General features: G+C 41.1%; 21 protein-coding genes. 16 read left to right on the forward strand and 5 right to left on the reverse strand.

Annotated features, from left to right (window positions below):
• The first annotated feature begins 184 nt into the window (after positions 1 to 184).
• From H6G79_RS04385 to H6G79_RS04435, 11 genes are all read left to right on the forward strand, one after another.
• Complete coding sequence (locus H6G79_RS04385) at positions 185 to 2,413, forward strand: polysaccharide biosynthesis tyrosine autokinase (RefSeq protein ID WP_190590690.1); 2,229 nt, start codon at positions 185 to 187, stop codon at positions 2,411 to 2,413.
• Positions 2,414 to 3,435: 1,022 nt separating this feature from the next.
• Complete coding sequence (gene hepC / locus H6G79_RS04390; protein WP_242048197.1) at positions 3,436 to 4,182, forward strand: heterocyst development glycosyltransferase HepC; 747 nt, start codon at positions 3,436 to 3,438, stop codon at positions 4,180 to 4,182.
• Between the two features lie 150 nt (positions 4,183 to 4,332).
• Complete coding sequence (gene hepA, locus H6G79_RS04395) at positions 4,333 to 6,183, forward strand: heterocyst formation ABC transporter subunit HepA (protein WP_190590692.1); 1,851 nt, start codon at positions 4,333 to 4,335, stop codon at positions 6,181 to 6,183.
• Positions 6,184 to 6,313: 130 nt separating this feature from the next.
• Entirely contained in the window at positions 6,314 to 7,153 is an 840-nt protein-coding gene (locus H6G79_RS04400) for a hypothetical protein (RefSeq protein WP_190590693.1), read from the forward strand.
• Positions 7,154 to 7,273: 120 nt separating this feature from the next.
• A complete protein-coding gene (locus tag H6G79_RS04405; protein WP_190590694.1) occupies positions 7,274 to 8,473 on the forward strand; it encodes a glycosyltransferase family 4 protein in 1,200 nt (399 codons plus the stop codon).
• 62 nt (positions 8,474 to 8,535) lie between these two features.
• Positions 8,536 to 9,552: a glycosyltransferase family 2 protein gene (locus tag H6G79_RS04410; RefSeq protein ID WP_190590695.1), complete on the forward strand. Its 1,017-nt coding sequence runs from the start codon at positions 8,536 to 8,538 to the stop codon at positions 9,550 to 9,552.
• A complete protein-coding gene (locus tag H6G79_RS04415; RefSeq protein WP_190590696.1) occupies positions 9,518 to 10,513 on the forward strand; it encodes a glycosyltransferase family 2 protein in 996 nt (331 codons plus the stop codon). Before H6G79_RS04410 ends, H6G79_RS04415 begins: the two co-directional genes overlap by 35 nt.
• A gap of 198 nt (positions 10,514 to 10,711) precedes the next feature.
• Positions 10,712 to 11,914, forward strand: coding sequence for a glycosyltransferase family 4 protein (locus tag H6G79_RS04420; protein WP_190590697.1), 1,203 nt, complete (start codon positions 10,712 to 10,714; stop codon positions 11,912 to 11,914).
• Positions 11,832 to 12,863 (forward strand): glycosyltransferase family 2 protein, encoded by a 1,032-nt coding sequence (locus H6G79_RS04425; RefSeq protein WP_190590698.1) that lies wholly within the window; start codon positions 11,832 to 11,834, stop codon positions 12,861 to 12,863. The genes H6G79_RS04420 and H6G79_RS04425 overlap by 83 nt, the downstream gene beginning before the upstream one ends.
• Positions 12,864 to 12,910: 47 nt before the next feature.
• The gene (locus tag H6G79_RS04430) at positions 12,911 to 14,350 is read left to right on the forward strand and encodes an O-antigen ligase domain-containing protein (protein ID WP_190590699.1); all 1,440 of its coding nucleotides are present in this window, start codon (positions 12,911 to 12,913) and stop codon (positions 14,348 to 14,350) included.
• Between the two features lie 11 nt (positions 14,351 to 14,361).
• Entirely contained in the window at positions 14,362 to 15,483 is a 1,122-nt protein-coding gene (locus H6G79_RS04435; RefSeq protein ID WP_190590700.1) for a glycosyltransferase family 4 protein, read from the forward strand.
• 74 nt (positions 15,484 to 15,557) lie between these two features.
• Here the strand turns inward: H6G79_RS04435 and H6G79_RS04440 are convergent, their stop codons facing one another.
• Positions 15,558 to 15,908 (reverse strand): DUF6717 family protein, encoded by a 351-nt coding sequence (locus tag H6G79_RS04440; RefSeq protein WP_190590701.1) that lies wholly within the window; start codon positions 15,906 to 15,908, stop codon positions 15,558 to 15,560.
• Between the two features lie 206 nt (positions 15,909 to 16,114).
• Between H6G79_RS04440 and egtC the strand changes: the two genes are divergently transcribed.
• The 3 genes from egtC to egtD all read left to right on the forward strand — a co-directional run bounded on the left by egtC (position 16,115) and on the right by egtD (position 19,481).
• Positions 16,115 to 16,906, forward strand: a complete 792-nt coding sequence (gene egtC, locus H6G79_RS04445) for an ergothioneine biosynthesis protein EgtC (RefSeq protein ID WP_190590702.1) — start codon at positions 16,115 to 16,117, stop codon at positions 16,904 to 16,906.
• On the forward strand, positions 16,878 to 18,281 hold the full coding sequence (locus tag H6G79_RS04450) for an ergothioneine biosynthesis protein EgtB (protein WP_190590703.1): 1,404 nt from the start codon (positions 16,878 to 16,880) through the stop codon (positions 18,279 to 18,281). The genes egtC and H6G79_RS04450 overlap by 29 nt, the downstream gene beginning before the upstream one ends.
• Positions 18,282 to 18,443: 162 nt before the next feature.
• Entirely contained in the window at positions 18,444 to 19,481 is a 1,038-nt protein-coding gene (gene egtD / locus H6G79_RS04455) for an L-histidine N(alpha)-methyltransferase (protein ID WP_190590704.1), read from the forward strand.
• 246 nt (positions 19,482 to 19,727) lie between these two features.
• On the opposite strand, the gene hisB is transcribed toward egtD, so the two are convergent.
• Positions 19,728 to 20,375 carry an imidazoleglycerol-phosphate dehydratase HisB gene (hisB, locus tag H6G79_RS04460; RefSeq protein WP_190590705.1) on the reverse strand — a complete coding sequence of 216 codons (648 nt, stop codon included), beginning with the start codon at positions 20,373 to 20,375 and terminating at the stop codon, positions 19,728 to 19,730.
• A gap of 169 nt (positions 20,376 to 20,544) precedes the next feature.
• Positions 20,545 to 21,321 (reverse strand): enoyl-ACP reductase FabI, encoded by a 777-nt coding sequence (gene fabI / locus H6G79_RS04465; RefSeq protein ID WP_190590706.1) that lies wholly within the window; start codon positions 21,319 to 21,321, stop codon positions 20,545 to 20,547.
• An 835-nt stretch (positions 21,322 to 22,156) separates the two neighbouring features.
• Here fabI and ntcA point away from each other — a divergent pair.
• The gene (gene ntcA, locus H6G79_RS04470) at positions 22,157 to 22,828 is read left to right on the forward strand and encodes a global nitrogen regulator NtcA (protein ID WP_015113299.1); all 672 of its coding nucleotides are present in this window, start codon (positions 22,157 to 22,159) and stop codon (positions 22,826 to 22,828) included.
• An 8-nt stretch (positions 22,829 to 22,836) separates the two neighbouring features.
• Here ntcA and H6G79_RS04475 read toward each other — a convergent pair whose 3' ends face one another.
• Entirely contained in the window at positions 22,837 to 23,061 is a 225-nt protein-coding gene (locus H6G79_RS04475; protein ID WP_206757507.1) for a hypothetical protein, read from the reverse strand.
• Positions 23,062 to 23,075: 14 nt separating this feature from the next.
• On the opposite strand from H6G79_RS04475, the gene H6G79_RS04480 reads away from it, so the two are divergent.
• Positions 23,076 to 24,566 carry a DUF3084 domain-containing protein gene (locus H6G79_RS04480; protein ID WP_190590708.1) on the forward strand — a complete coding sequence of 497 codons (1,491 nt, stop codon included), beginning with the start codon at positions 23,076 to 23,078 and terminating at the stop codon, positions 24,564 to 24,566.
• On the opposite strand, the gene H6G79_RS04485 is transcribed toward H6G79_RS04480, so the two are convergent.
• Entirely contained in the window at positions 24,528 to 25,490 is a 963-nt protein-coding gene (locus H6G79_RS04485; protein WP_190590727.1) for a phosphorylase, read from the reverse strand. The genes H6G79_RS04480 and H6G79_RS04485 overlap by 39 nt on opposite strands.
• Between the last annotated feature and the right edge of the window lie 5 nt (positions 25,491 to 25,495).

The following is a 25,495-nucleotide window of genomic DNA, read 5'->3' on the forward strand; positions in this document are numbered from 1 at the left end:
ATACCCGCAGCTAATGGAAAACCTCTCAATTTTCAATTTAGAGGTAGTTTTAAAACCGTTTATTCATCCACGAGTCGCACAGAATTTATACTCAATTCTGGCTCTTGACTCCTGAATTCTATTCTAATTATTCATCTGGCTTGTTAGTTGTTCGTGTAGCGTCTCGCAGAGAAGGATAATAAAAGTGGTTCAAACTAGTCTTAATCCCAGTGTAAATAAAATTACTGATACAGAGCCGGGTTATGGACAACTATTAGCAGTTTTTATTCGTAGGTTTCCTTGGTTTGTCGCAGTATTCGTAGCTTCAATTGCGATGGCAGCAATTATGACTGCTAAGACTAAACCTACTTACAAAAGCTCAATGCAACTGTTAGTAGAACCTAACTATCAAGGTAAACAAGAAGCAGGTGGAGTTGAAAATCAGTTTACTGAATCAAATGTAGAAATAGACACAGGCACTCAGCTAAATCTCATGCAGAGTTCAGGGCTGATTCAAAAGGCAGTGGATAAACTGCGTAAAGAATATCCAGACATCACTGTAGGTGAGATTAAAGGCGCTTTAGCTTTAAATCAACTCAAAACCAAAGAAGATAATATCGCCACCAAAATTTTCCAAGTAGACTACACCGACAGAGACCCCATCAAAACCCAAAAAGTTTTAACTGCTGTTCGGGAAGTTTATGTGGAATACAACAAACAACAACAAGATTCTAGGCTGCAAAAAGGTCTACAAGTTATCCGGGAACAGTTGAGTAAGGCCAGTGAAGAAGTCAATGCGGCTGAGTCTAACCTCCAAAGATTCCGTCGTAACCAAAATTTAATCGACCCGGTAGCTCAAGCCAAAGCTTTGGAAGATGCACTGAATAATGTTGAGCAAGAACGTCGTACAACTCGCGCTCAATATCAAGAAGCTATAGCACGACAGAAATCTTTAGAAGAACAATTGAACCGTTCTCCCCAAAATGCCCTCGTTGCTTCCCGGTTGAGCCAATCTACACGTTACCAAGGCTTACTCAACGAAATTCAAAGAACAGAATTAGCTTTAGCTCAAGAACGTTTGCGCTTTACTGATGAAACTCCCAATGTACAGAAGCTACAAGAGCAGTTAGGTAGTCAAAAAGCATTATTAGAACAAGAAGTAGGCAGAACTCTAGGCGGAAGATCATCTGGTGTAGTTGGTTCTAGAGACTCGCTGTTAGAACAAGGACAGTTTGGCCAAATTGATTTGAACTTGGCGAGTGAACTAGTAGAAACTCAAACAACAATAGTTGCATTGAGCGCCCGTGATCAAACTTTGGCGCAAAAAGAAACTCAATTACGGTTTGAAATCAAACGCTTCCCGCCTTTGTTGGCTTATTACAATCGCATCCAACCACAGTTGGTATTTAGCCGCGAAAGATTTGAGCAGTTGTTAAGAGCCGAACAACAACTGCGCCAAGAATTAGCTAAAGGTGGATTTAATTGGGAAGTTGTAGAAGAACCCCATGTGGGTGTGCAGTTAGGCCCCAACTTGCAACAAAACCTTTTATTAGGTGCTGTGGTGGGGTTAATGTTGGGCGGAATTGCAGCTTTCTTACGTGAGGCTTCTGATGATGCGGTACATACAACGGCTGAGTTAGAAAAGCAAGTTGCTTTACCTTTGTTGGGAACAACGCCAAAATTACCCCCCGCTAAAGCCAGAGATTCAATTATCAAGTTACCCTTTGGGAAGCCAGAAACCCCTGCACCTTGGACAATTCAGGTGTTACAGTCGCCTCCACGTTGGGAATCTCTAGACTTAATTTACAAAAACATTGAACTGCTCAATACTGTATCTAGTTTGAAGTCTTTGATGATTACTTCGGCTTTACCTGATGAAGCTAAATCAGGTATGGCTTTGGGTTTGGCGATGAGTGCGGCTCGCTTACACAAACGAGTGCTGTTGATTGATGCTAACTTACGCAATCCCAGTCTGCACGAACAGCTAAATTTGCCTAATGAGCAAGGACTTTCCACTTTACTGGGTAGCGAGATTACTTTACCGAATCAGATTGGCATTCAATCTTTGGGTTCAGCTTATATTGATATTTTGACGGCTGGGCCAAAACCGACTGATCCCGCCCATTTGTTGAGTTCTCCGCGCATGATGCAACTGATGAGAACCTTTGAAGAAAATTATGATTTGGTACTGATAGACGCGCCGCCTGTATTGGGTTTGGTAGATGCAATGTTAACAGCATCGTCCTGTCGGAGTGTGGTGTTAGTGGCTAGTATGGGTGTGGTGACTCGTAACCAACTTGCTCAAGCTACAGGAATGTTGAGTCGGTTAAATCTGATTGGGGTAGTGGCTAATGGTGTTTCTAGCTCAGATAGCAGTTTTGTCCATTATCCCAAAGAATACCGTTTGGCTTTGAAACAAGCGGTAGAAAAATAGTACAACTTGGAAGTTTATAGATATGTGCGATCGCTCTTTTGGTGGATGCGATCGCACATATTTTTTATGTCCTGGAAAAAATAGATCCCCGACTTATTCAAGAAATCGGGGATCTAAGTTTTTTATTTTTAATGTCTTGATTAAACATTTTAATTGTCAAAATTAAATCCTATTTACTGTGTGGAAAATCAGTATATTTATCTCAGCTTTATAATTATGATGATTAAGTCTCATGATTTTAAAGACTAAATAAAGAATTTGCTTCCGTATATAGTCAATTCTACAGACTCTTATATCCTAGAGATTAAAGCCCCTTCCAAGCAGCTAAAAGACAACAGTGGACTAGTTTTTCTCAACTGAGAAAATCAATAACAAAGGTAGATAAAGTTCAACATAGTTCTCATCCATAACCTAAAGGAATATTGGATGATTTGCCTCTACATCTATCCAATATTTCTTTTACTCACAAAATACCAAGTTTACCTGCAAGTTTTCCCTAAATATTGATTGCTATATCAGTTCCATTTGATATGTAAACAACAGAGACAAGGGAGAGCCACTGCGTTGGGCGGCTCTGCCGACTCCCTCAGTGGCGTGACAAGGAAGACAGGGTAGACAAGGGAGAAAGAAGTTTATAAATCATTTAGGATTGCTATATTACGTGGTGTGCAACTTTCTCTCAAACCTAACCCCCAACCCCTTCCCTACGTTCGCGCAGCGTGTCGCAGACAGGGAAGGGGGGCAAGATTCAAAGCCTCTCTCCGCTTCGGGGAGAGGTTTGGAGAGGGGTTTCAAGAATAAGTCGCACATCGCGTTATATTCAGAATATTCATCAGCATCAACAACAAGTTTGCTCCCATCAAATTTAGCAATCATACTGAATTACTTCTGACTCCTGGGTACTGAATTCTTACTAATCATTCATCTACTAATTTTAAGAGCAAGACAAGATTCAGATCAAAGTCTTTGGCATGAATCGCCTTCGAGATCAGCAACTTACTATCGTACTAATCCAAAGACACATGACTAGCTCATTAGTTCGTACTCCACAGACTGTAACTCTACAACCTACAACCGAAGCTACCTCATACTGCACACTACAATGGCGGCGGGATAAATTGTTAGTGAAATCTCCCGGTAAATTTCAACAGCCATATTTGCCAGCTTTAGAAAACCAGCAATTATTAATCGATTGCTTAAAACATTCTCCTGTAAATTTGGTGAGCGTAGACCCTCAAATTGGTGAGACTTGGGTAAAGTTTTGGGCAGATGCTTGTAAAAAATCTCATAAGCCCATGTTTCTTTACGGATCTTCAGAAAATTTACTGTTTAAACAAAATAGTAAACCTTGGGGATGGTTCCTGCGACTGATTGATTGGATAGCAGCTTTATTTCTGCTGCTATTACTAAGTCCAGCTATGTTGGGATTAGTAATGTTGTTGCAAATTACCTCACCTGACTCTCTATTTTCTACTGAGTGGTATGTAGGAGAACGAGGTAGGCTTTTCCAAGCTATTAAATTCTCCACTACAAGCAAACCTAAGCTTACACCCTTAACTCTTTGGATGCGTAAATCTGGTCTAGAAAACTTACCACAGTTATTCAATGTACTGCGGGGTGATATGGGTTTTATTGGGTCTCGCTCTTGGACTTTAGCAACAGCAATAAGATTAAGTTCAGAAGCTCAAATTTCCCTGAATCAATTACCTGTGATGACAAAATCTTGGTCAGCCCAGGCGGAATCAAACTTAATAATTCATAATTCATAATTATTAACTGCCGTCTTCTCTATCTAGCTAACAACCTCTACAAACAGTGCGGTAATTGATCACATCATTTGCCGCACTTAGGCTAGAGCTAAATATCATAGAGCATCTGTAGCCACCTGTAGAAATTAGAAAACATTTATTCGCAAACTCATGCTTGTTAAACTAAACCAACAATTAAATAATATATTTAAAGCTACTACATTTTGGCAAAATAACTATTTAATATTGCGAGAATTTAAACATTTTCGCAAGGTTGCTATATTTGCTTTAGTCTTCTCTTTTATAGCGGCAACATTTGAAGGTTTTAGTATTGGGTTTTTGCTGTCATTTTTGCAAAACTTAACTGACCCCAATGCAAAACCAATTCAAACTGGTGTCGAGTGGTTTGATACTTGGATTTTAGCTGCAAATAGTTCGGCAATTAATCGGTTGTATCGGATATCTTTGCTGATTTTACTCAGTACTTGGTTCCGGGCTGGTTTTAATTATTTAGCGCAAGTCTATACAGAAAGCACTCAGCTATATTTAGCCGATCGCCTGCGGAAGCAGATTTTTGAACAGTTACAAAGTTTGCCCCTCAGTTACTTCGCAAAAACTCGCTCTGGGGAACTGATTAATACAATTACGACAGAAATTGAGCGCATCAAACAGTGGTTTAGTGGTACGGCATTTTTAATGACCAGAACTATCACCGCTACTGTCTACTTTATCTCGATGTTTTTGCTATCTTGGCAGTTATCGATTGCATCTTTATTACTATTTACCTTGGCTGGTGTCGGCTTATCAACTCTCAATGCGCGTGCGCGAGAAAGTAGTTTTAGTACTTCTATTGCTAACGGTCATTTTACTTCCACAGCCATAGAATTTATTAACGGGATTCGTACAGTTCAGGCATTTGGGACGCAAAATTTTGAACGTCAGCGTTTTTATCAGGCTAGTGATAATGTACTTAAAAGTTCCAAAAAAGTTATCTTAATTTGGGCAATGGTGAGACCATTAGCAGAAAGTATCGCTAGTACAATTCTCATCGGGATGATCATTTTTGCTTTTACAGTTTTTGTTGTGAATGGCACACTGCAAGTTGCGTCTTTACTAACATTTTTCTTTGTGCTGTTTCGGGTAGTGCCGATTGTGCAGGATATTAATGGTACGAGAGCGCATTTGAGTACCTTAGCAGGTGCAGCCGACAATATTAAAGATTTAGTGAGGACTGATGATAAAACCTATTTACAGAATGGCAAACTTCAATTTATTGGGTTAAAACATTCAATTGATGTTGTGTCTGTAGATTTTGGTTATGACCCCAATTATTTAGTATTAAATAATGTCACACTCAGTATTGAAAAAGGCAAAACCACAGCCTTAGTAGGAGCCACGGGTGCTGGTAAAAGTACCTTAATTGATTTAATTCCGAGATTTTACGACCCCACAGAAGGTCATGTGATGATTGATGGAGTTGATATCCAAAGATTTGATATCAATTCATTACGGCAAAAAATTGCCGTTGTTAGTCAAGATACATTTATCTTCAATACTTCTGTTTGGCAAAATATTGCTTATGGGACAACAGGCGCGACAGCCGCAGATATTCGAGAAGCAGCGCGGTTAGCCAACGCTGTAGAATTTATCGAAGAAATGCCAGAAGGCTTTGACACCAAATTAGGAGATAGAGGCGTAAGATTATCTGGTGGACAACGCCAACGAATAGCGATCGCGCGGGCTTTGTTACGCGACCCAGAAATTTTGATATTAGATGAAGCCACCAGCGCACTCGATTCTGTGACTGAACGCTTGATTCAAGAATCCATCGAAAAGCTATCGGTAGGTCGGACGGTAATTGCGATCGCTCATCGTCTTTCTACTATCGCCAACGCCGATAAAGTTGTTGTTTTAGAACAAGGACGCATCGTCGAACAAGGTAAATATCAAGAACTCTTAGAGCTAAAAGGTAAGCTTTGGGAATATCACAAAACTCAGTATGAAATGGGACAAGCAGGGTAAGAATTAGGGGCTAGAGGCTAGAGGCTAGTTAACTCACTAAATCTCATTTTCAAAAGCTTTAGTCCCTAGTCCCTAGCCTCTGTTATTTATGTGCGGTTAATTATTCTTCTAATATTTTGAGGTTAAATAAATGGTAAATATTGGCTACCATGCTGCTAGAATGCAAGGTAGATTTATCCGTAACATCTACACCAAGTTTATTAATATAATTAGCACTTTACCAATCAAGCAAACTCGCCAGATTGATATCACAGTTTATTCGCTTTCTTGCGAGCGTGATTTACCAGAACAAGTCGCTAGTATTCGTTCATTTATTCGGAATATTGGTATACCAAAAAGATTTATTGTTATTTCTGATGGTAGTTATAGCGACTCTAGCTGTAAATTACTTTGTCGGATTCATCCTTGTGTAGATGTTGTCCCTGTCACGAAACTCATTCGGGATGATTTACCTCAATGTGTTACTAATTATGCTCAAATTCATCCATTAGGTAAAAAGTTAGCTGCATTGATGTCAATTCCGGTAAACGGTACAACTATTTATACAGATTCCGATATTTTATTCTTTCCTGGTGGTGTAGATTTAGATAACTTCACTAAGGTAGCTGATAAATCTTGCTATTATCTTCCTGATTGTTCTGCTTCTTTAGATGAACGACTGATCTATGATGAAAACGAAAAATTGCAGCCAGTTAATGCTGGATTTCTTTTATTTAACCATCAATTAGATTGGAGTTGGGCAATTGAACGGTTGGCAAAATTGCCAGATCAGCCTATCTATTTTACAGAACAAACAATTGCCCATTTAACAATGCACCATAATCATGCTAAACCTTTCTGTTCGCAAAAATATATTTTGAATGTAGAAGACCAATTCATTTATCCAGATAAATTTGCCAGTCCAAAGATTGCCATGAGGCATTATGTCAATGATGTTAGACATAAATTGTGGTTAAATGTCGGTTTGTGAAAGGAAACAAGGAATAAGCAACAGGTAAAATTCAAACTTTATCCTGGCTTTTTCTAAATAAAATATTACATAAATCCAGATATTTTTCTTTTCTATCCCCGATTTCCGATTACCAGTAAAATGAGCAAAAATGTAACCCATACAGAGATGATTTACCACTGCACAAACACTAATATTAACGGAGGAGGGGGAATTGAAACTTATGTGGCTTCTTTAGCACTTTCACAAATTTCAGAATCTTGTGATATCTCCAAACAAGCAACAGTACATCAACATATTCTCAAGTCGATTAAGACAGAGGATCAAAAGCAATTTAAATTACTACACCTTCACGACCCAGAATTTTTAGCGGATTTACGCGAAGAATGTCCAGCTATTTTTACCCTGCACAATCATTGTAGTTACTGTCCGAGTGGAACCAAATATTTAGCAGACCGAGGTAAAATTTGCGATCGCGTCATGAATCCTTTAGGCTGTGCTTGGGGTCATGTAGTTGATGGTTGTGGTAGTCGGCGACCACACAGAATTTTAGGTAATTGGTGGAATGCTTACAATCCCTTAAATACCCTGAAAAAATTGAAAATCCCTGTAATAGCTAATAGTGAATATGTTCGTCAGCAAATCATTAGTGCTGGAATATCACCAGAACGAGTGATTACACTACGTTGCGGTGTGCAGTTACCCAAGGTGGAGACAGAACCTCTGAGTCGAACAATTTATCAAAATCAGCACATTCTTTTTGTTGGTCGGATAGTTCCCGATAAAGGTTTAGAGTGGCTACTCAAAGCCTTAAGCAAAACTGAAAAACATATCCATTTAGATATTGCTGGTGATGGTTGGGATAAAGCCAATATGGAAAAATTAGCCGATGATTTGGGTCTAGGCGATCGCATTACTTGGCATGGTTGGTGTAATTCTGAACAATTAGAAACTTTATATCAACAGTGTTTGGCGGTGATTTTTCCCAGTCTTTGGCCAGAACCTGCTGGTTTAGTCACCTTAGAAGCTTATGCGCGTTATCGTCCAGTAATTGCCAGTGCTGTCGGGGGCATTCCTGAACATATAAAAGATGGCAAAACTGGGCTTTTAGTTTCACCTAATAATACTGCACAATTAGCGGCGGCAATTAATGAATTGGCAACCAATTATGCCAAAGCGAAAACAATGGGTGAAAAAGGACAAGCTTGGTATCAAGAAGAATTTACGATTGATGTTCATGTTCAGCGTTTAAATCAAATTTATGCCCAGACTATTGCTGAATTTCATACTTTGATGAAAGTAGAAAATACGAAATTTAGCAATCATCAATGGGGTTTTTAGAAAATAACTAGGGATGCTTAGTCTCCAGATAAATCTATTAAAAAAGATAACGATTTAATTGTATGTCTAGCAGTATTGAATTAACAGAACCATTAGTTAGTGTTGTTATTCCTACTTACAATCGCCCAGAGTATTTAAAGCAGGCGATCGCCAGTGCTGTCAATCAGACATTTAAAAATATTGAAATTATTGTTTGTGACAACTGTAGTGATATCAGTCCTCAACCAATAGTCGAAGCTTTTCAAGATGAAAGAATTCGGTTTTGCCGCAATTCACATAACATTGGGATGGTTGCCAATATTATTAACGGTTTTGTCATCGCTAAAGGTAAATATGTGGCCAGCCTCCATGATGATGATATGTGGGAACCTGATTTTTTAGCCAAGCTTGTTCCCCCTCTGGAAGCTAATTCTGATTTGGCTTTAGCTTTTTGTGATCATTACGTGATTAAAGCTGATGGGCAGATAGATGATAAACTGACTCAAGAGTGTTCCAAGACATGGAAACGAGCTGATTTAACAGCAGGAATTCATCAGCCTTTTTATAAAATTGCTATCGAAAATATGTCTGTAGCTACTGCCAATGCTGCTGTTATTCGTAAAGATGTTGTAGATTGGCAAGCATTTCCTTTAGAGGTGGGTGGCTTTTACGATTTGTATATCAATTATCTCTGTTCTCGCTCTGGTTTAGGCGCTTACTATACTCCAGAAAAACTCACTCGTTACCGTGAACATGAGTTAACAGATACATTAACAGATAATGCTCAAATTAATATCCGTAAGGCAAAAAATCACATTTTCTGTTATGAACATTTTATGCAAGATACCAGATTAAAAGAGTTATATCCACATTTTCAGCAGAGATTAATCGAAGCTAATCAATATCTAGGTATGAGTTTATTAAAAGCTGGACAGCCAGAATCAGCACGCCCTCATTTTTGGTATGTCTGGCAAAAGAAAAAGCTGAGTGTAAGAGCGATCGCAGCATTGCTATTCAGTTTTATCTACAGCTTATTAATCAATACATTTATCAGTGTGAAGGGATATGTTACAGCAGAACGTAAAGCAACCTCTGGTTAGTGTTGTTATCCCAACTTACAATCGACCAGATTATTTAAAGCAAGCGATCGCCAGTGCAGTTAACCAAACTTATCAGAATCTTGAAATCATCGTTTCTGATAATTGTAGTGACGAAAGCCCCCAAGGAATTATCGAATCTTTTGATGATTCACGCATTAGATTTTGGCAACATCCTGAAAATGTGGGGATGTTGTCTAATCAAATGAATGCTTTCAAAATGGCACAAGGTAAATATGTTGCCAGTCTCCATGATGATGATATGTGGCACGAAGATTTTTTAGCGAAACTTGTGCCAATACTGGAAGCTCATTCTAATGTGATTTTGGCTTTTTCTGACCAATATATTATTGATAGTGACAGTAATATCAATCATCTTGGTACAGAAGCAAATACACGCGGTTTCAAAAGAGATATTTTAGCCCCAGGTATTCATACATTTTTCGCTAAAATTGGTTTAATTGATAAAAGTATCCCCACGGCTGCTGCTTGTGTAATTCGTAATGGTGTCATTGATTGGGATAGCATTCCGCAAGAAGTCGGCGGGATGTGGGATTTATATCTAACTTATCTCTGCTGCATTTCGGGTTATGGTGCGTACTATTATCCCGAAAGATTAACTTATTATCGCGCCCATGAACTCACCGATACAATGTTAAGTGGGAGTAGAAATGCTAACGCCAAAATTCGCAAAGCCCAAAGCGAAATCTTTTGCTACAAAGCATTCATGGAAGATGGCAGATTGCAAGAATTTCATGAGTATTTTCAAGCGAAATGGTTAGAATCACATACCACTTTAGGCATTGGTTTACTGCGGAATCATCAAACAACAGCAGCACGTCCTTACTTATTCCAAGCATTTAAAAGACAAAAATTGAACCCCAGAACTTTAGCAGCACTGATACTTAGTTTTACTCCGCAACCATTAGCTAATCAATTTCTCAAAGTCAGTAGAACAGCATGAATATTTATCGTTAGGTAAAGGCAGGAGGCAGTGGTTCGGCTGCGCGGTAATCGAGCGAAGCAATGCACTGAGCTTGTCGAAGTGTCGAGATTCACCAACCAGAAGCAGGAGGCAGAAGTGAAGAAGGTTTTGTTTTAATTTATTTAATTGTTCTTCACTTAATCAGATTGTTTATAGTAGTTATCCTTATGAAAATCAATGAAACTTTGCATTGTTACCCACAAACTTAAAAAAGGTGATGGACAAGGAAGAGTCAACTATGAAGTTGCTCAAGAAGCGATTCTTCGTGGTCATCAATTAACATTATTAGCTAGTGAAATATCACCAGAACTTGCCCAAAATAATCAAGTTAATTGGGTACAAATTCCTGTTGATGGTTATCCGAGCGAGTTCATTCGGAATTTTATCTTTGCTTATAAAAGTGCGTCTTGGTTACAAAAAAATCGTTCAGAAATCGATTTATTAAAAATCAATGGCGCAATTACCAATGTGGCAGCAGATGTGAATGCTGTACATTTTGTGCATAGTTCTTGGTTGCGATCGCCTGTACATATTTCTCGTGTTCGCCGCGATGCTTACGGTTTTTATCAATGGCTGTACACCGCCTTAAATGCCCGTTGGGAAAAACAAGCTTTTCAACGCGCTAAAGTTGTAGTTGCTGTCTCAGAGAAAGTTGCCCAAGAGTTAATTAAAATTGGCGTACCACGCGATCGCATCCGAGTCATCGTCAATGGTGTCGATTTGCAAGAGTTTATCCCTGGTATTGCTTCTCGCCAAAAATTAAACTTACCAGAGAATGTAAATTTAGGATTATTTGCCGGAGACATCCGTACACCACGGAAGAATTTAGATAGCGTCTTACAGGCCTTAGTGAAAGTACCTGATTTACACCTAGCCGTAGTCGGGAGTACTGATGGTAGTCCCTTTCCACAGTTAGCCGCCGATTTAGGCATTAGCGAACGGGTACATTTTCTCGGTTATCGCCGGGATATTGCCGAAATCATGCGGGCGGTAGATTTATTTGTCTTCCCCTCCCGTTATGAAGCTTGCACCTTGGTCTTGTTAGAAGCCCTCGCCTCTGGGTTGCCTGTCATTACCGCCACAGCTACCGGTGGGGCAGAGTTAGTCACACCTGAATGTGGAATTGTTTTACCAGATTCAGATGATGTGGAAGCCTTAGCTGCTGCTTTGTCATCTTTAGCCAGCGATCGCACCTTGATGCAACAAATGGGTCAAGCCGCCCGCGCCGTCGCCCAACAACACAGTTGGTCAACAATGGCCCAAACCTATATGGATCTATTTGAGGAGTTACAACAGCATGAAGAACACAGTTCTCATCCCGACCTATCGCCGTCCTCTGGATCTATCTCGTTGCCTTTCGGCACTGCAAGCGCAAACTAAACCCGTTGATCAAGTTATCGTCGTTGTGCGGGATACAGATACCCAAACTTGGCAATTTCTCCAAGCCTTTCCTGCCCATCATTTACCTTTACAAATCGTCACCGTCGCCATTCCTGGAGTAGTCGCCGCCCTCAACGCTGGACTTGCAGCCGTTGAGGGAGATGTTTTATCTATTACTGATGATGACGCTGCACCTCGTCCTGATTGGTTAGAGAAAATTAACGCCCACTTACTCGCAGATGCCAAAATAGGCGGTGTTGGTGGGCGTGATTGGATACATTATGGTGACAAAATTGAAGATGAATCTCGCGCTGTGGTGGGTGAATTGCAGTGGTTTGGGCGTGTAATTGGCAACCATCATCTTGGAGTCGGCGCAGCTCGTCCAGTCGATGTCCTCAAAGGTGTGAACATGAGTTTCCGTACTCAGGCGATCGCCAACTTACGTTTTGACGAGAGAATGAGAGGTTCAGGCGCACAGGTACATTTTGAAATGGCATTCACCCTCGCTTTAAAACGTGCTGGTTGGCAGATCATTTATGACCCACAAGTTGCAGTAGACCACTATCCCGCCCAGCGATTTGACGAAGACCAACGCAATAATTTTAATGCGATCGCACAAATTAACTTAGTTCATAACGAAACTTTAGTATTACTCGAACATTTATCACCCCTACGTCGCCTCATCTTCTTGCTGTGGGCAGTTTTCATTGGTACTAGAGATTGTTTTGGTTGCCTGCAATGGCTAAGATTCTTCCCCAGCCAAGGCCGACTCGCCACCCGCAAACTTTTAGCCTCCTGGCGCGGTCGCTGGCAAGGATGGCAGACATGGCAAGTTACAGGTGACAGGTTAGAGGTGACAGGTTACAGGGGTGCAGCACTTCGACCCTTCGACAGGCTCAGGGCGGCGCTGCGCTCAGTGACCGGGGTGCAGGGGGAGCCAAAGAACTAATGACCAATAACCAATGACAAATGACCAATGACAAATAACAAATTGGTATGATATCTCAATCATTACTTTTTAATAGTTTTTCAGAAACACCATTTTCACCAAAACAGCGATCGCTACAAGGTTGGAGTGCCATCCTCGGTTTTATCTTGCTGAGTGTAACCTGTTACTTTGCGGGTGTAGCTGGTAGTTTACGCCTAATTTATCCAGTCACCGCCTTAATCGTAGCGATATTTTTATACTTGCGACATCCGATTTTATACATCGGTTTTACTTGGTGGATGTGGTTTATCACACCCTTAGTTGCCCGTTTAATTGATTATAAGGTTGGTTGGGACCCTACCCGCCAAATTTTGATTGCACCATATTTAGTTGTATTTGTCACAATTGCCACCTTCTTACGACACTTTCCTAAAGCCTCTCGTCAGGGAGGTTTACCTTTTATATTGGCTTTTGTCGGCGTAATTTATGGTTTTCTCGTCGGCTTAATTTATAACACTCCAGTCCCCGTTGCACGCGGCTTGCTAGACTGGCTCAGTCCAATTATTTTTGCTTTTCACCTATTCATGAATTGGCGAGATTATCCCAGTTATCGCCAAAATTTACAAAGGACATTTCTTTGGTGCGTATTGCTAACTGGTGCTTACGGCATCTATCAATTTGTCGTCGCCCCGGAATGGGATAGATATTGGCTAATTCAGTCAAAATTATTTACCAGTTCTGGCGACCCTGTACCATTCGGAATGCGTGTTTGGAGTACGTTGCACTCAGTCGGGCCGTTTGGTGCGGTGATGCAAGCAGGCCTTTTGTTGTTATTTACCAGTTCAGGCCCCTTAATCTTTCCGGCTTCGGCTGTTGGTTACTTATCATTTTTACTCACACAAGCGCGGACTAACTGGGGAGGCTGGTTATTAGGAGTCATCATGATTATGGGTTCAGTCAAAGCCCGTATTCAAATGCGACTCATCATCTTGATTTTAGTTATAGCCGCCTGTGTTGTGCCATTGACTACTATCGAGCCAATTTCTGACGTGGTGGCAGCGCGTTTAGAGACTTTTACGAATCTGCAAGAAGATACTAGCTTTAGGGATAGATCGGGAAGTTACGACAGAAACCTCAGTTTAGCTCTTTCTAATTTATTAGGTAATGGCATCGGCAATACTTGGAAAGTCAATGAAAAGACTGGACAAATCGAAGTTTTTGTAATTGACAGTGGTATTTTAGATATGTTTTTCACCCTTGGCTGGTTTGGAGCCGTATTTTATCTGGGTGGATTAATCTTGACGCTTTTTAGCGTTGCTAATTACACAGAATCACGTTTTGATAGCTTTATAAGTACAGCCCGTGCCATTGGTTTTAGTGCTACTGCCCAGCTAGTTATCGGCAGTGGGATGTTAAGTATCGCCGGAATAATTCTGTGGGGATTTTTGGCTATGGCGATGGCAGGACATAAATACCACCAGTCGCAAAAAATCACCCAACTTCATTAGAGGTTAATTATATGAAAGTGATGATCCTGATGCCATTGGCTGAACAACGCGGTGGCAGTGAAATGACTTTCTGGGATCTGTTGCAGCAAGGACGAAATAGTGATATTGAGTGGTTAGTAATTTTTGGTGAAGATGGTTCCTTAGTCAAACAAGTGCGATCGCTTGGTATTGATGCACAGGTTTTTCCTAGTGGTCGTGTCCGTCAATTACACCGTTTAATTGCCACAGCCATCAAGATAGCACTCATAGCTAAACGTCAACAGGTAGATGTAATTATCAGTTGGATGTGGCTATCCCATTTAACAGGCGGACTGGCAGGATTACTAGCAGGTAAACCGGCACTGTGGTATCAACAAGAAACACCTGATGGGAAGAACTTTTTAAAACGCTTAGTTAATCTAATGCCGGCGCGTGGCGTAGTCACCATTACCAAAGCTATTCAAGCAGCGCAATCAAAAATCACCCCACAACTACCAGTATCTTTAGTGTATCCAGGGGTAGCTTTAGATCGTTTTGATCCTGCTATTTTGCCTACTCCTGCTATGGCGCGGCAAAAGTTGGGTTTGCCATTACAGGGGCCGCTAATTGGCATTGTCGGCAGAATGCAACGCTGGAAAGGAATGCACGTCCTCGTTCAAGCAATGCCAAAAGTTTTACAGAAATATCCCAATGCTCATTGTGTGGTAGTTGGTGGTAAGCATGACTTAGAAGCAGACTACGAAGACTTTCTGAAATCAGAAATAGTAAATTTAGGACTGCAAGAAAAAGTCATTCTGCCCGGACTCCAGCGCAATATCCCCGAATGGGTGCAAGCGATGGATGTTTTTGTCCATGCTTCTGATCAAGAACCATTTGGCATTGTGATTATCGAAGCGATGGCGCTAGGTAAACCTGTCATTGCGGGTAATGCTGGCGGCCCCACCGAAATTATCACCGACGGAGTGAATGGCTTATTAACACCTTACGGTGATTCTGAAGCATTGGCGATCGCAATTCTCCGCTATCTAGATGAACAAGACTTTGCCCAAAATGTCGCGATCGCTGCACGCCAACGCGCCCTCGATTTTTCCACCCAGAACTACGCGCAAAACTTTATTAATACTCTGCGTTCTCTGATACCTGGCGTTTCGTAAATATAGCTAAATATCGATATGCTCAGATCCCCGATTTTTTTAAGAATTCGGGGATTTTGTATTTCACGCATAATTTAGGAATACAAACCTTCAGCTTGACAATATATTTTTGCTGGCGCTTGCTCAAAATATTTAAATAACGCTGGACATAACCAACCTTCCAGACCTTTTTCCCGCCACAAATACCAATTACCGTTGTACTCCTCACGTAACCAAGTTAATTCGGCTTGATAACCAGGGAAAGGACTAGCAGAAAACAGCAGTTTAAATCCTTCATCCACATTAGCTATACCCTGAACCAGAATATCAATCATCTCAGGTACACCACTCACAAACGGTTCTTGCACCAAACCCAGACGCTCATCATCAAATACCCATGTTTGATTGTGCCTGTATGGAAAAATCACCATCATTGAGTTAGTCATGAGCAATTATCGGTTAAGTAATTGGTAAATAATTTTGTAGTCAAGGTTACTAATTACTAGAGAATAATATAACTTGAAAAAATTGTAGTGTATCAGGAGGTTGGCAGGGTGAAGACGGCAAGTATAGGGCAAACTCATTTACAATTCAGGAAATTCTCAGCCAAAAAGCTTATTCTGTACTGCAATTGGGAGTAAATACTTTTATCATGTGCCGTTTACTTGCCTATCTTGGTTCGCCTGTATCTTTGGAACATCTTCTGTATAAACCAGAACATTCTTTGATTGTCCAAAGTTATCAACCCCGTGAAATGAATTCTGGGGTAGTAAATGCAGATGGTTTTGGTATGGGTTGGTATCATAGTCACAAAGATACTGCTCCCTACATCTACAAAAATACATTGCCGATTTGGAATGATATTAACTTACCCCATCTGAGCCGTTACGTAGAATCAAGTTGCGTATTAGGTTATGTCCGCAGTGCCACAATCGGACAAGCTTTAGATTTTGCCAATTGTCAGCCATTTAATCACGAAAATTGGCTATTTCTGCATAACGGATTCATTGAAAATTTTCGGCAAACATTACACCGCAGAATTCGTAGCACTTTAGCACCAGAATTTTACGACAAAATTTATGGCAGTACAGATTCTGAACATTTATTTGCGTTGTTACTTTCTCAGCGTCAAATTAACAAACATCGTCCGCCAGAATATGCCTTACGCACTACTTTGTTAGGTATTGCTGAACTAGCGAAACGTCATCAAATCAAGGTTTTAGCTAACATTATTTTCAGTGATGGTAAACGTTTGATAGCTTCGCGTTTTGCTATTGGTGCAGCAAATCCGTCTTTGTATTGGATACGAGATGATCTGAATTTCCCGAACTCAGTAATTATTGCTTCGGAACCTTTATTTCCTGGTAATTGGAATCCTTGCCCAGAGAATAGCATCATCAGTGTGGGAGAAGACTGTGATATCAAAATTGAGCAAATCTACTAGCACCAAAGAATTTATTTATTATGCTTTAAATGATTGTCGAAAAAGAACTTTAAAGCTGTTGGATGAGCTAGACGATATTACATTTTGCAATCAGTATCATCCTGATTTTAGTCCTATTGGCTGGCACTTAGGACATATTGCTTACACTGAGTCTTTATGGTTGCTAGAACATAGTGCGGGTTTAAGGTGTTTATTTCCGCAATATCGTAAGCTGTTTGCGGCTGATGGTTTACCCAAGTCAGAACGTGTCAAATTACCAAACTTAGCCGAAATCCGTTATTACTTGCAGACAGTCCGCGAGAAAGTGCTGCAATATCTGGAAGTGGTTGATATTAAACCCCAAGAACGTCTGTGGCGATTTTTAATTCAGCACGAAAGTCAACACTGTGAAATTCTCAGCTATGTGTTGGAATTGTCGAAAAGAGGAAAGGGTGTAGGGGTGCATACTTCGACTGCGCTCAGTAACCCTACTTCGACTGCGCTCAGTAAGCAAGGGTGCGAGGGTGTAGGGGTACAAGGGAATAACATCACACTCAGCACTCAGCACTCACACTTCGACTCCGCTCAGTGTACAGCACTCAGCACTCACACTTCGACTCCGCTCAGTGTACAGCACTCAGCACTCAACACCCAGATGGTGATGATTCCGGCTGGGGAATTTGAAATGGGAAATAATTCTTTGGATGCGTTGGATAATGAGAGTTTTTGTCATCGAGTATATCTGGATACTTATTGGATTGACCGTTACCCGGTGACTTGTGGGCAGTATCGGGAATTTATGGCGGCGGGAGGCTATAAAAATCCTGAGTGGTGGTCTGATGCTGGGTGGCAATGGCTACAAGTAGAACAGGTAACAGAACCGCTATATTGGCAGAACGATCGCAGTTATGATGATCATCCAGTCTGCGGTGTAAGTTGGTACGAAGCGGAAGCATATTCGCGGTTTGTTGGCAAGCGTTTACCCACAGAAGCCGAATGGGAAAAAGCTGCTAGTTGGGATGCTCAAGCTCAACGTCGGCGCACCTATCCTTGGGGTGAAGAAATGCCCTCACAAAAATATTGTAATTGCGATCGCCTCATCGGTCAGACAACCCCAGTCGGTAACTACCCTGGAGGCGAAAGTCCCTACGGCTTATTAGATACCCTCGGCAATGTTTGGGAATGGACAGCTTCTTGGTTTACACCATACCAAGGTTTTCAAAGTTACCCTTATGTGGGTTACTCGCAAGTTTATTTTGATCACCAACACCGTGTATTAAAAGGCGGTAGTTGGGCAACTCGTCCCTGGGTAGCACGTTGTAGTTTTCGGAACTGGTACTATCCCTGTGTACGCCAAGTTTTTACAGGTTTTCGCTGTGCTACAAGTGTTAATTAACGAAAGTTTATGGCTTTTTTAGTGGTAAATACGCAAATTTAGTGTTAAACCTTGATTGATCTAGCTTAAGCGTGAGGTTAGCAGCTGTGGCTGTGTGTTTCACTAGCTAGAGGAAAGCTTGGGTTGCCAAGCAATCTACTACTGCAACTCTACGGAGGTTAAATGACAATATCTCAAGCTGTCAACAGCAAAGTTACTTCTCTAACCAGCCTAGAAGAACGTTTGCAAATACAGCGTTTGGTAGAAGCCACAAAAGTAGTCACATCAACAGCAGGACGTGATGTAGTCAAGGGATTAACGCACAACCCCAAATATTTACCTCCATACTACTTGTATGATGACCAAGGCTCTGATTTATTTGAACAAATCTGTGAATTGCCCGAATATTACGTAACTCGCACAGAAACAGCAATTTTGCAACAGTATGCAGATGAAATTGCTCAAATCACAGGTGCTTGTGAATTAGTAGAACTGGGTAGTGGGAGTTCGACCAAAACCCGAATTTTGCTGGATGCTTATCAAAAGTTAGGGGGGCTTCAGTGCTATTTGCCAATAGATATAAGCGCGGGAATGTTGGAAAATAGCGCGAGAAAGTTACTCGAAGAATATCCCTCACTGCAAGTTTACGCATTGGCGGGAACTTATGAAATGGCTTTAGCACAACTCCCACCAAAACAGTCACCAAGTAGGATGATTGGTTTTATTGGTAGTTCTTTGGGAAATATGACAACCCAAGAGTGTGATGCTTTCTTTTCGCAAATTACCAATGCACTGCAAGTAGGTGAATATTTTTTACTGGGAGTCGATTTACAAAAACCAAAAGAAATTTTGGAACCAGCTTATAACGATCGCCAAGGTGTGACAGCAGCATTTAACATCAATATGCTGGAGCATTTAAATCGCAGATTTGAAGGCAATTTTGATACCACACAATTTGAACATTGGGCATTTTATAATGAAACCGCAAATCAAATTGAAATGCACTTGCGGAGTATGCGATCGCAAACTGTGCAATTAAAATCTCTCAACCTCACCGTTAACTTTGCCACAGGCGAAACTATCTTGACCGAAATCTCGCGCAAATTTAACCTGAACACCATTAAACAACAACTCCAAAGCCGTGGTTTAGTTCCGGTTCAAACATGGACTGATACAAATCAGTGGTTTGGTTTGTTATTATGTCAGTTTCAATCTGCTTGAAGAAGTTAGAAGTTAGAATCCAGGAGTCAGAATCAAATAAGTAGCTGTCTAGCCTGGAAACACATCTAAATATAGCAGTCTAGGCATAAGGTAGGACATTTCAAAAGCACAAATGGCAGGTAGAGTAATAATATTTACCTCCTGCCTCAACCTTGTAGCGGTAAGTCAAAAGGCAAAAGTTAAAAGTCAAAGATCAAGAGTACTTTTGATTTTTGGTTTTTTACTTTTGACTTTTCTGTGCCTTTTTTATAAAACACCTTTAGAACTAGGAATTGTCCCAGCGCGACGGGGATCAACTTCTGTAGCCATTCGCATAGCTCTAGCAAAAGCCTTAAATGTTGCTTCAATAATGTGATGGGAATTAATACCATCTAATTGACGAATGTGTAAGGTCATTTGGCTATGATTCACCAATGCAACAAAAAATTCCCTCACTAGCTGAGTGTCATAAGTACCAACCCTTTGGGTAGGAATTTCTAAACCATAACTGAGATGAGGCCGTCCCGAAAAATCTAACGCCACCTGAATCAATGCTTCATCTAATGGTGCTAAAAAATTACCAAAACGAACTATTCCTTTTCTATCACCCAACGCTTGATGCAAAGCTTGACCTAAAGTAATCCCAACATCTTCATTAGTGTGATGATCATCAATTTCCCAGTCTCCTTTGGCTTGGACATCTAAATCAATCAAACCGTGAGAGGAAATTTGATGCAACATGTGGTCTAAAAATGGAATACCCGTTGCAGCATGACATTTTCCTGTCCCATCTAAATTGACAGTTACTTGCACATCAGTTTCACCAGTCACACGGTGAACCGAAGCAATACGCGCCGTGGTTAAGTTAACTTGGTGCAGAATTGAGTCTTTGTGAGAAGTATCGCTGATTTGCATAGTTAATTGAGGGAGTTGGGAGTTGGGAGTGGGGAGTTGGGAATAAACCTGGATTTCTCACAAGAGAGAAATCCAGGGGGGTGGGAGGTGTGGGAGGATGGTGAAGAAATCTTTCCCCCCACACTCCCCTCTCTCCCCACACTCCCCACTCACTACTCCCCAAATCTTATTACATTCCCATAATTTCATATCCTGCATCCACGTACAGCACTTGCCCGGTAATACCACTGGCTAAGTCACTGCACAAAAAGGCCGCAGTATTACCCACTTCTTGTTGAGTTACAGTACGTCGTAAAGGCGCTACCTCTTCTACATGGTGAATCATATCTAAAATTCCCCCAACAGCCGAAGAAGCCAAAGTCCGAATTGGCCCAGCCGAAATAGCATTAACCCGAATATTTTGCGGGCCGAGTTCTGCTGCAAGATAACGCACGCTTGCTTCTAAACCTGCTTTGGCAACTCCCATCACGTTGTAATTCGGCACAGCTCGCACGCCACCCAAATATGTCAAGGTGACAATGCTACCGCCTTCGGTCATTAACGGTTTCGCTGCGCCACTTAACTGGACTAGGGAATAGGTACTAATTTCTAAAGCTGTATTGAAACCCGAACGGGAGGTTTGGCTAAAGCCTCCAGTCAAATCATCTTTATTTGCAAAAGCTAAACAGTGGATGAGGATATCTAATCTACCCCACTTTTCTTGCACCGCTTCAAAGGTAGAGTGAATCTGTTCATCATTTTGAACATTACAGGGAACAAATAAGCTGGGATTCAGAGGTTCTACCAATTCCGCAACTTTTTTCTCCATCTTGCCACGTTCATCGGGGAGGTAAGTAATACCTAAGTTCGCCCCTGCTGCGTGCAGTTGTTGGGCGATACCCCAAGCGATGGAGCGATTATTGGCAATACCTGTAACGAGGGCGTTTTTTCCAGTCAGATTCAGCATAGAAATTATTAACAGGATCAATCATGATAAAAGATGTCTGAGCAGTATCAAAGATTTTTCCTGGATTTCTCACAAGAGAGAAATCCAGGGATGTGGGAGTGGGAGGATGGTGAAGAAATCTTTCCCCCCACACTCCCCACACTCCCCACATCCCCTACCCATACGTGAGAAATTCGGGTTTTGCTCCCCCTAATCACTGTTTTTGACTGCTGTGTGGCTGTGTTCACTTTTCTGTTTCAAAGGCAATTACAGCCAGAAGTCTAAATTTTCTAGGGGAATTGAGGATACTTCAACTGCTGAGTGTATCACCTGGGACTTTTTCAGACATCCTCTTAGGAGGATACTAGAAACTGAGGCCTGTTTTTCTTGATTTATCAAAATCATGTTTCACAGGCCAGAATCAAGAAACCAGAAGCCTGAATTGAGGGTGAAATTCTGTGAGGCTAGTGGATGAATCGACAAACAACACAGCAAATTAAGTGGTGAGTGTTTTTCTCCATTGACTAATTTTGCGTCTTCAATTCTGCTATCTGAATTTTTCTTTAATTCAATTGGTGTGTTTGCTGCATAAAAATTGTCTGCTATTCCTGAAGATATTCTCAAGATATAATGAATTTTTTAGCAAAAAACCTGATGAATAGGAGTTTGTAAGTACTTATAACAACTACTAGCTAAAAAGGTGAAAAATTATGTATCATTATGAACAAATAAGTCTGAAGTTCGGCTTTTGAGTATAGGAAAGTACAGAAAGGTTGACGGTGATTTATTGATTTTTCAGGTGTATTCTTAGGTAATCAGTTTATTTGTTTTTCCGGCATTGGGTAGGGGAAGGGAGATGATCGTGACACAAGATAAAGCCCTAGCAAATGTTTTTCGTCAGATGGCAACTGGGGCGTTTCCGCCAGTGGTGGAAACGTTTGAAAGAAACAAAACGATCTTTTTTCCGGGCGATCCTGCTGAACGAGTTTATTTTCTTCTTAAGGGTGCTGTAAAACTTTCCAGGGTATACGAAGCAGGAGAAGAAATAACGGTAGCACTGTTACGGGAAAATAGTGTTTTTGGTGTTTTGTCTTTGCTGACTGGAAATAAGTCAGATCGGTTTTACCATGCTGTTGCATTTACACCTGTAGAATTGCTATCAGCACCAATCGAACAAGTAGAGCAAGCACTCAAGGAAAATCCAGAATTGTCTATGTTAATGCTGCGGGGTCTATCTTCGCGGATTTTACAGACAGAGATGATGATTGAAACTCTCGCTCACCGGGATATGGGTTCTAGATTGGTGAGTTTTTTATTAATTCTTTGTCGTGATTTTGGTGTTCCTTGTGCAGATGGAATCACAATTGATCTGAAGCTATCTCATCAAGCGATCGCAGAAGCAATTGGTTCGACTCGCGTCACAGTCACTAGGTTACTTGGTGATTTACGCGAAAAGAAAATGATTTCTATTCATAAAAAGAAGATTACTGTGCATAAACCTGTTAGCTTAAGTAGGCAGTTCACTTAAAACAGAAGTCAGAAGTCAGAATCAAACCTTGATTCATTCTGCATTTGGGCTTTCTGACTCTGGCATTGTTGGTTGTTCAAAGCAATTGGAGGTAATGAAGTTGGCAAGTCTGGTGTTTTTGCAGATAATACCCATAGCTGGAGGCAAATCATAAATTGATAAATCTTCGCTATTGCCAATTTCCAACCCTCCACAGACAATGGTCGAAAGTAGTAGGCTGTATCTGGAACCATTTCGGTAGCTGAAGATGACCACCGGGTACATCCTCATTGCAGCAATTTTAATTTTGGGAGGCGTAATAGCCACTGTGGGCGATCGCATTGGCACACGGGTTGGCAAAGCTCGCCTCTCACTCTTTAAGCTTCGTCCCAAAAATACGGCGGTGGTGGTGACGATTTTTACTGGTGGCTTGATTTCTGCATCAACTTTGGGCATTTTGTTTGCTGCGGATGAAGGCTTGCGTAAGGGAGTCTTTGAATTAGAAGATATTCAAAAAGACTTGCGAAACAAGCGGGAACAACTCAAAACCGCAGAAGCCCAAAAAAGCCAAGTCGAAACAGAATTAAGTCAAGCCAGAAAAGAACAAACCCAAGCGCAACAAGACTTACAAAGAATTAATAAATCTTTGCAAGCGGCAAATGCAAAACAACGGGAAACCCAAGCAAAACTTAACCAAACTCTAAGCCGCCAAGCAAAGATCCAAGGGCAATTACAAAGCACTCAAGGGCGTTTGAATCAAGTTGCAACTCAATATCAGCAAGCGCGGTCAGAATTAGAAAACGTTTATAACCAAAGAAAAGCCTTACAAGTAGCGGTAGGACAATTAAAGGCAGAACAACAAAGATTGTACGCAGAAGCGAAAAAGGCGATTGATGAAGCGAAAACAGCTATTTCCAAACGAGATCAGGAACTCGCCAATCGTCAAGAAATTATTGAACAGCGCGATCGCAAAATCGCCCAATTAGATAAACTCATTCAAAATCGCAATTTAGAAATTACTGCCAGAGAACAGGTAATTGCAACCAGAGAAGCTCGCCTCAAAGAATTAGAAAGACAACAGGATTATTTAGAACAAGAAGTAGCCAGACTCGAAAAATATTATCAGTCTTATCAAGACCTGCGTTTAGGCAAGTTGGCGTTAGTGCGTGGTCAAGTTTTAGCTGGTGCAGTAATTCAAGTCAGTCAAGCCTCGGCGGCGCGTCAGGCGGTGTTGCAACTTTTAGGCGATGCTAACCAAAATGCCATCTTTCAATTAACTGAACCGAGTGCAACGCCAGAAAATACCCAAATATTGCGCGTCACTCCCGAAAGAGTTGAGCAGTTGATTAGACAAATTAGTGATGGTAGGGAGTATGTCGTGCGAATTTTCTCCGCAGGTAATTACGTCCGGGGCGAAAAACAGATAGAATTTTTTGCAGATGCCGCACGTAATGTCTTAGTCTTTGCGGGAGGAGAGGTGTTAGCCAGTACTAGCGCCGACCCCAAAACCATGACATCTTATCAGTTACGGCAAAGATTAGATTTGCTGATTTCGGCTTCCCAGTTTCGCGCCAGAAATGCCGGCATTGTAGAAGGCGTGCAAGTAGATGGCACATTTTTGCGCTTTATTAACCAGCTAAGACAATATGATCAGCCTTTAGATATTAAAGCGATCGCCGCCGAAGATACATACACAGCCGGGCCTCTGCGCGTGAAATTATTAGCTGTCCAAAACGGTAAAGTGATTTTTAGTACTTAAATTAGTATTGACTATTGATTCTTGGACAGCCACTTCTTTCAAGATGTTCATTGGGCCTGTGTTTTTGAGGAGTTGCATTTCTTGTTCATTTCGTACTAGTAAAGCACCAGCGAATCCTAATGAGTTAACAGAAATTGATTGGTATTTTTCTTGCGATCGCGGTAAGATTAACATCCATTCTTTAGTTGCTAGTAAGTTGTAAGCCGCAGATGGTGTTTGACTATCAACTATTTCTATCCCCACAGCACTTAACAAATTGTGATATACCTGCGACATAGCTTCTGCTGAAGTTAACGGAGATTCCACCCAATTAGGATCTAAAGTGGCAAAAGCATTAACAAATGGTAGTTGCGATATTTTTCCCACACCATCTTTCAATTCTGCTGACGCTAGTAATGGTTGAATAGGTATCTGCACTCCAGCAGGAGCGAGTGGCAAAGGTACTATCTGTAAATGTTTGTGTCGCTGACTAGCACCTGCGATTTTACCACTGTTGTAAAAAGCTAAACCATCAAAGTCAGCTAAACACGCCAATAAAGCCGCAAAATCTTCCGGGGTGAGTAGGCTTTCTTGTTCTTCAAAAGCGCGGGTAATGAGGAGTAGATGATAGTCAACAACGTTGAATTTGTTCAAAATACAGACATGAGTATCGGAAATTTCCGCCACAAATAAATCTTGTTCATAGGGAAGAAAAGGGTTGAAATCCTTACCAGCATTAGTTTGTTTATCTTGCTGTTTCTTGGCTGCGTCTTTGCGGGTTAGGTTCAATAAAATTCGGACTAGAAAGTTAACGCCATCTTGCTCAACAAATTCAAATTCTGTGGGAATAGAAAGCAAAGCCCCACATTTGAGAGCATGTAACGTAGTTTCTTTGACACTTGTCCATAAAGTGCCAGTTTTCAGGAAAATTTCTCCCTTGAGCATTGATG

Source organism: Anabaena sp. FACHB-83 (assembly GCF_014697485.1).
GTDB lineage: Bacteria > Cyanobacteriota > Cyanobacteriia > Cyanobacteriales > Nostocaceae > Nostoc_B.

Coding starts and splice junctions, on each gene's coding strand:
- H6G79_RS04415 (WP_190590696.1), top strand. CDS start 9,518: ATGTTACAGCAGAACGTAAAGCAACCTCTGGTTAGTGTTGTTATCCCA.
- H6G79_RS04435 (WP_190590700.1), top strand. CDS start 14,362: ATGAAAGTGATGATCCTGATGCCATTGGCTGAACAACGCGGTGGCAGT.
- H6G79_RS04430 (WP_190590699.1), top strand. CDS start 12,911: ATGATATCTCAATCATTACTTTTTAATAGTTTTTCAGAAACACCATTT.
- fabI (WP_190590706.1), bottom strand. CDS start 21,321: ATGCTGAATCTGACTGGAAAAAACGCCCTCGTTACAGGTATTGCCAAT.
- H6G79_RS04405 (WP_190590694.1), top strand. CDS start 7,274: ATGAGCAAAAATGTAACCCATACAGAGATGATTTACCACTGCACAAAC.
- H6G79_RS04475 (WP_206757507.1), bottom strand. CDS start 23,061: ATGGTTCCAGATACAGCCTACTACTTTCGACCATTGTCTGTGGAGGGT.
- H6G79_RS04425 (WP_190590698.1), top strand. CDS start 11,832: ATGAAGAACACAGTTCTCATCCCGACCTATCGCCGTCCTCTGGATCTA.
- H6G79_RS04400 (WP_190590693.1), top strand. CDS start 6,314: ATGGTAAATATTGGCTACCATGCTGCTAGAATGCAAGGTAGATTTATC.
- H6G79_RS04440 (WP_190590701.1), bottom strand. CDS start 15,908: ATGACTAACTCAATGATGGTGATTTTTCCATACAGGCACAATCAAACA.
- H6G79_RS04420 (WP_190590697.1), top strand. CDS start 10,712: ATGAAACTTTGCATTGTTACCCACAAACTTAAAAAAGGTGATGGACAA.
- ntcA (WP_015113299.1), top strand. CDS start 22,157: ATGATCGTGACACAAGATAAAGCCCTAGCAAATGTTTTTCGTCAGATG.
- H6G79_RS04485 (WP_190590727.1), bottom strand. CDS start 25,490: ATGCTCAAGGGAGAAATTTTCCTGAAAACTGGCACTTTATGGACAAGT.
- egtD (WP_190590704.1), top strand. CDS start 18,444: ATGACAATATCTCAAGCTGTCAACAGCAAAGTTACTTCTCTAACCAGC.
- hepA (WP_190590692.1), top strand. CDS start 4,333: ATGCTTGTTAAACTAAACCAACAATTAAATAATATATTTAAAGCTACT.
- H6G79_RS04480 (WP_190590708.1), top strand. CDS start 23,076: ATGACCACCGGGTACATCCTCATTGCAGCAATTTTAATTTTGGGAGGC.
- H6G79_RS04410 (WP_190590695.1), top strand. CDS start 8,536: ATGTCTAGCAGTATTGAATTAACAGAACCATTAGTTAGTGTTGTTATT.
- egtC (WP_190590702.1), top strand. CDS start 16,115: ATGTGCCGTTTACTTGCCTATCTTGGTTCGCCTGTATCTTTGGAACAT.
- hepC (WP_242048197.1), top strand. CDS start 3,436: ATGACTAGCTCATTAGTTCGTACTCCACAGACTGTAACTCTACAACCT.
- hisB (WP_190590705.1), bottom strand. CDS start 20,375: ATGCAAATCAGCGATACTTCTCACAAAGACTCAATTCTGCACCAAGTT.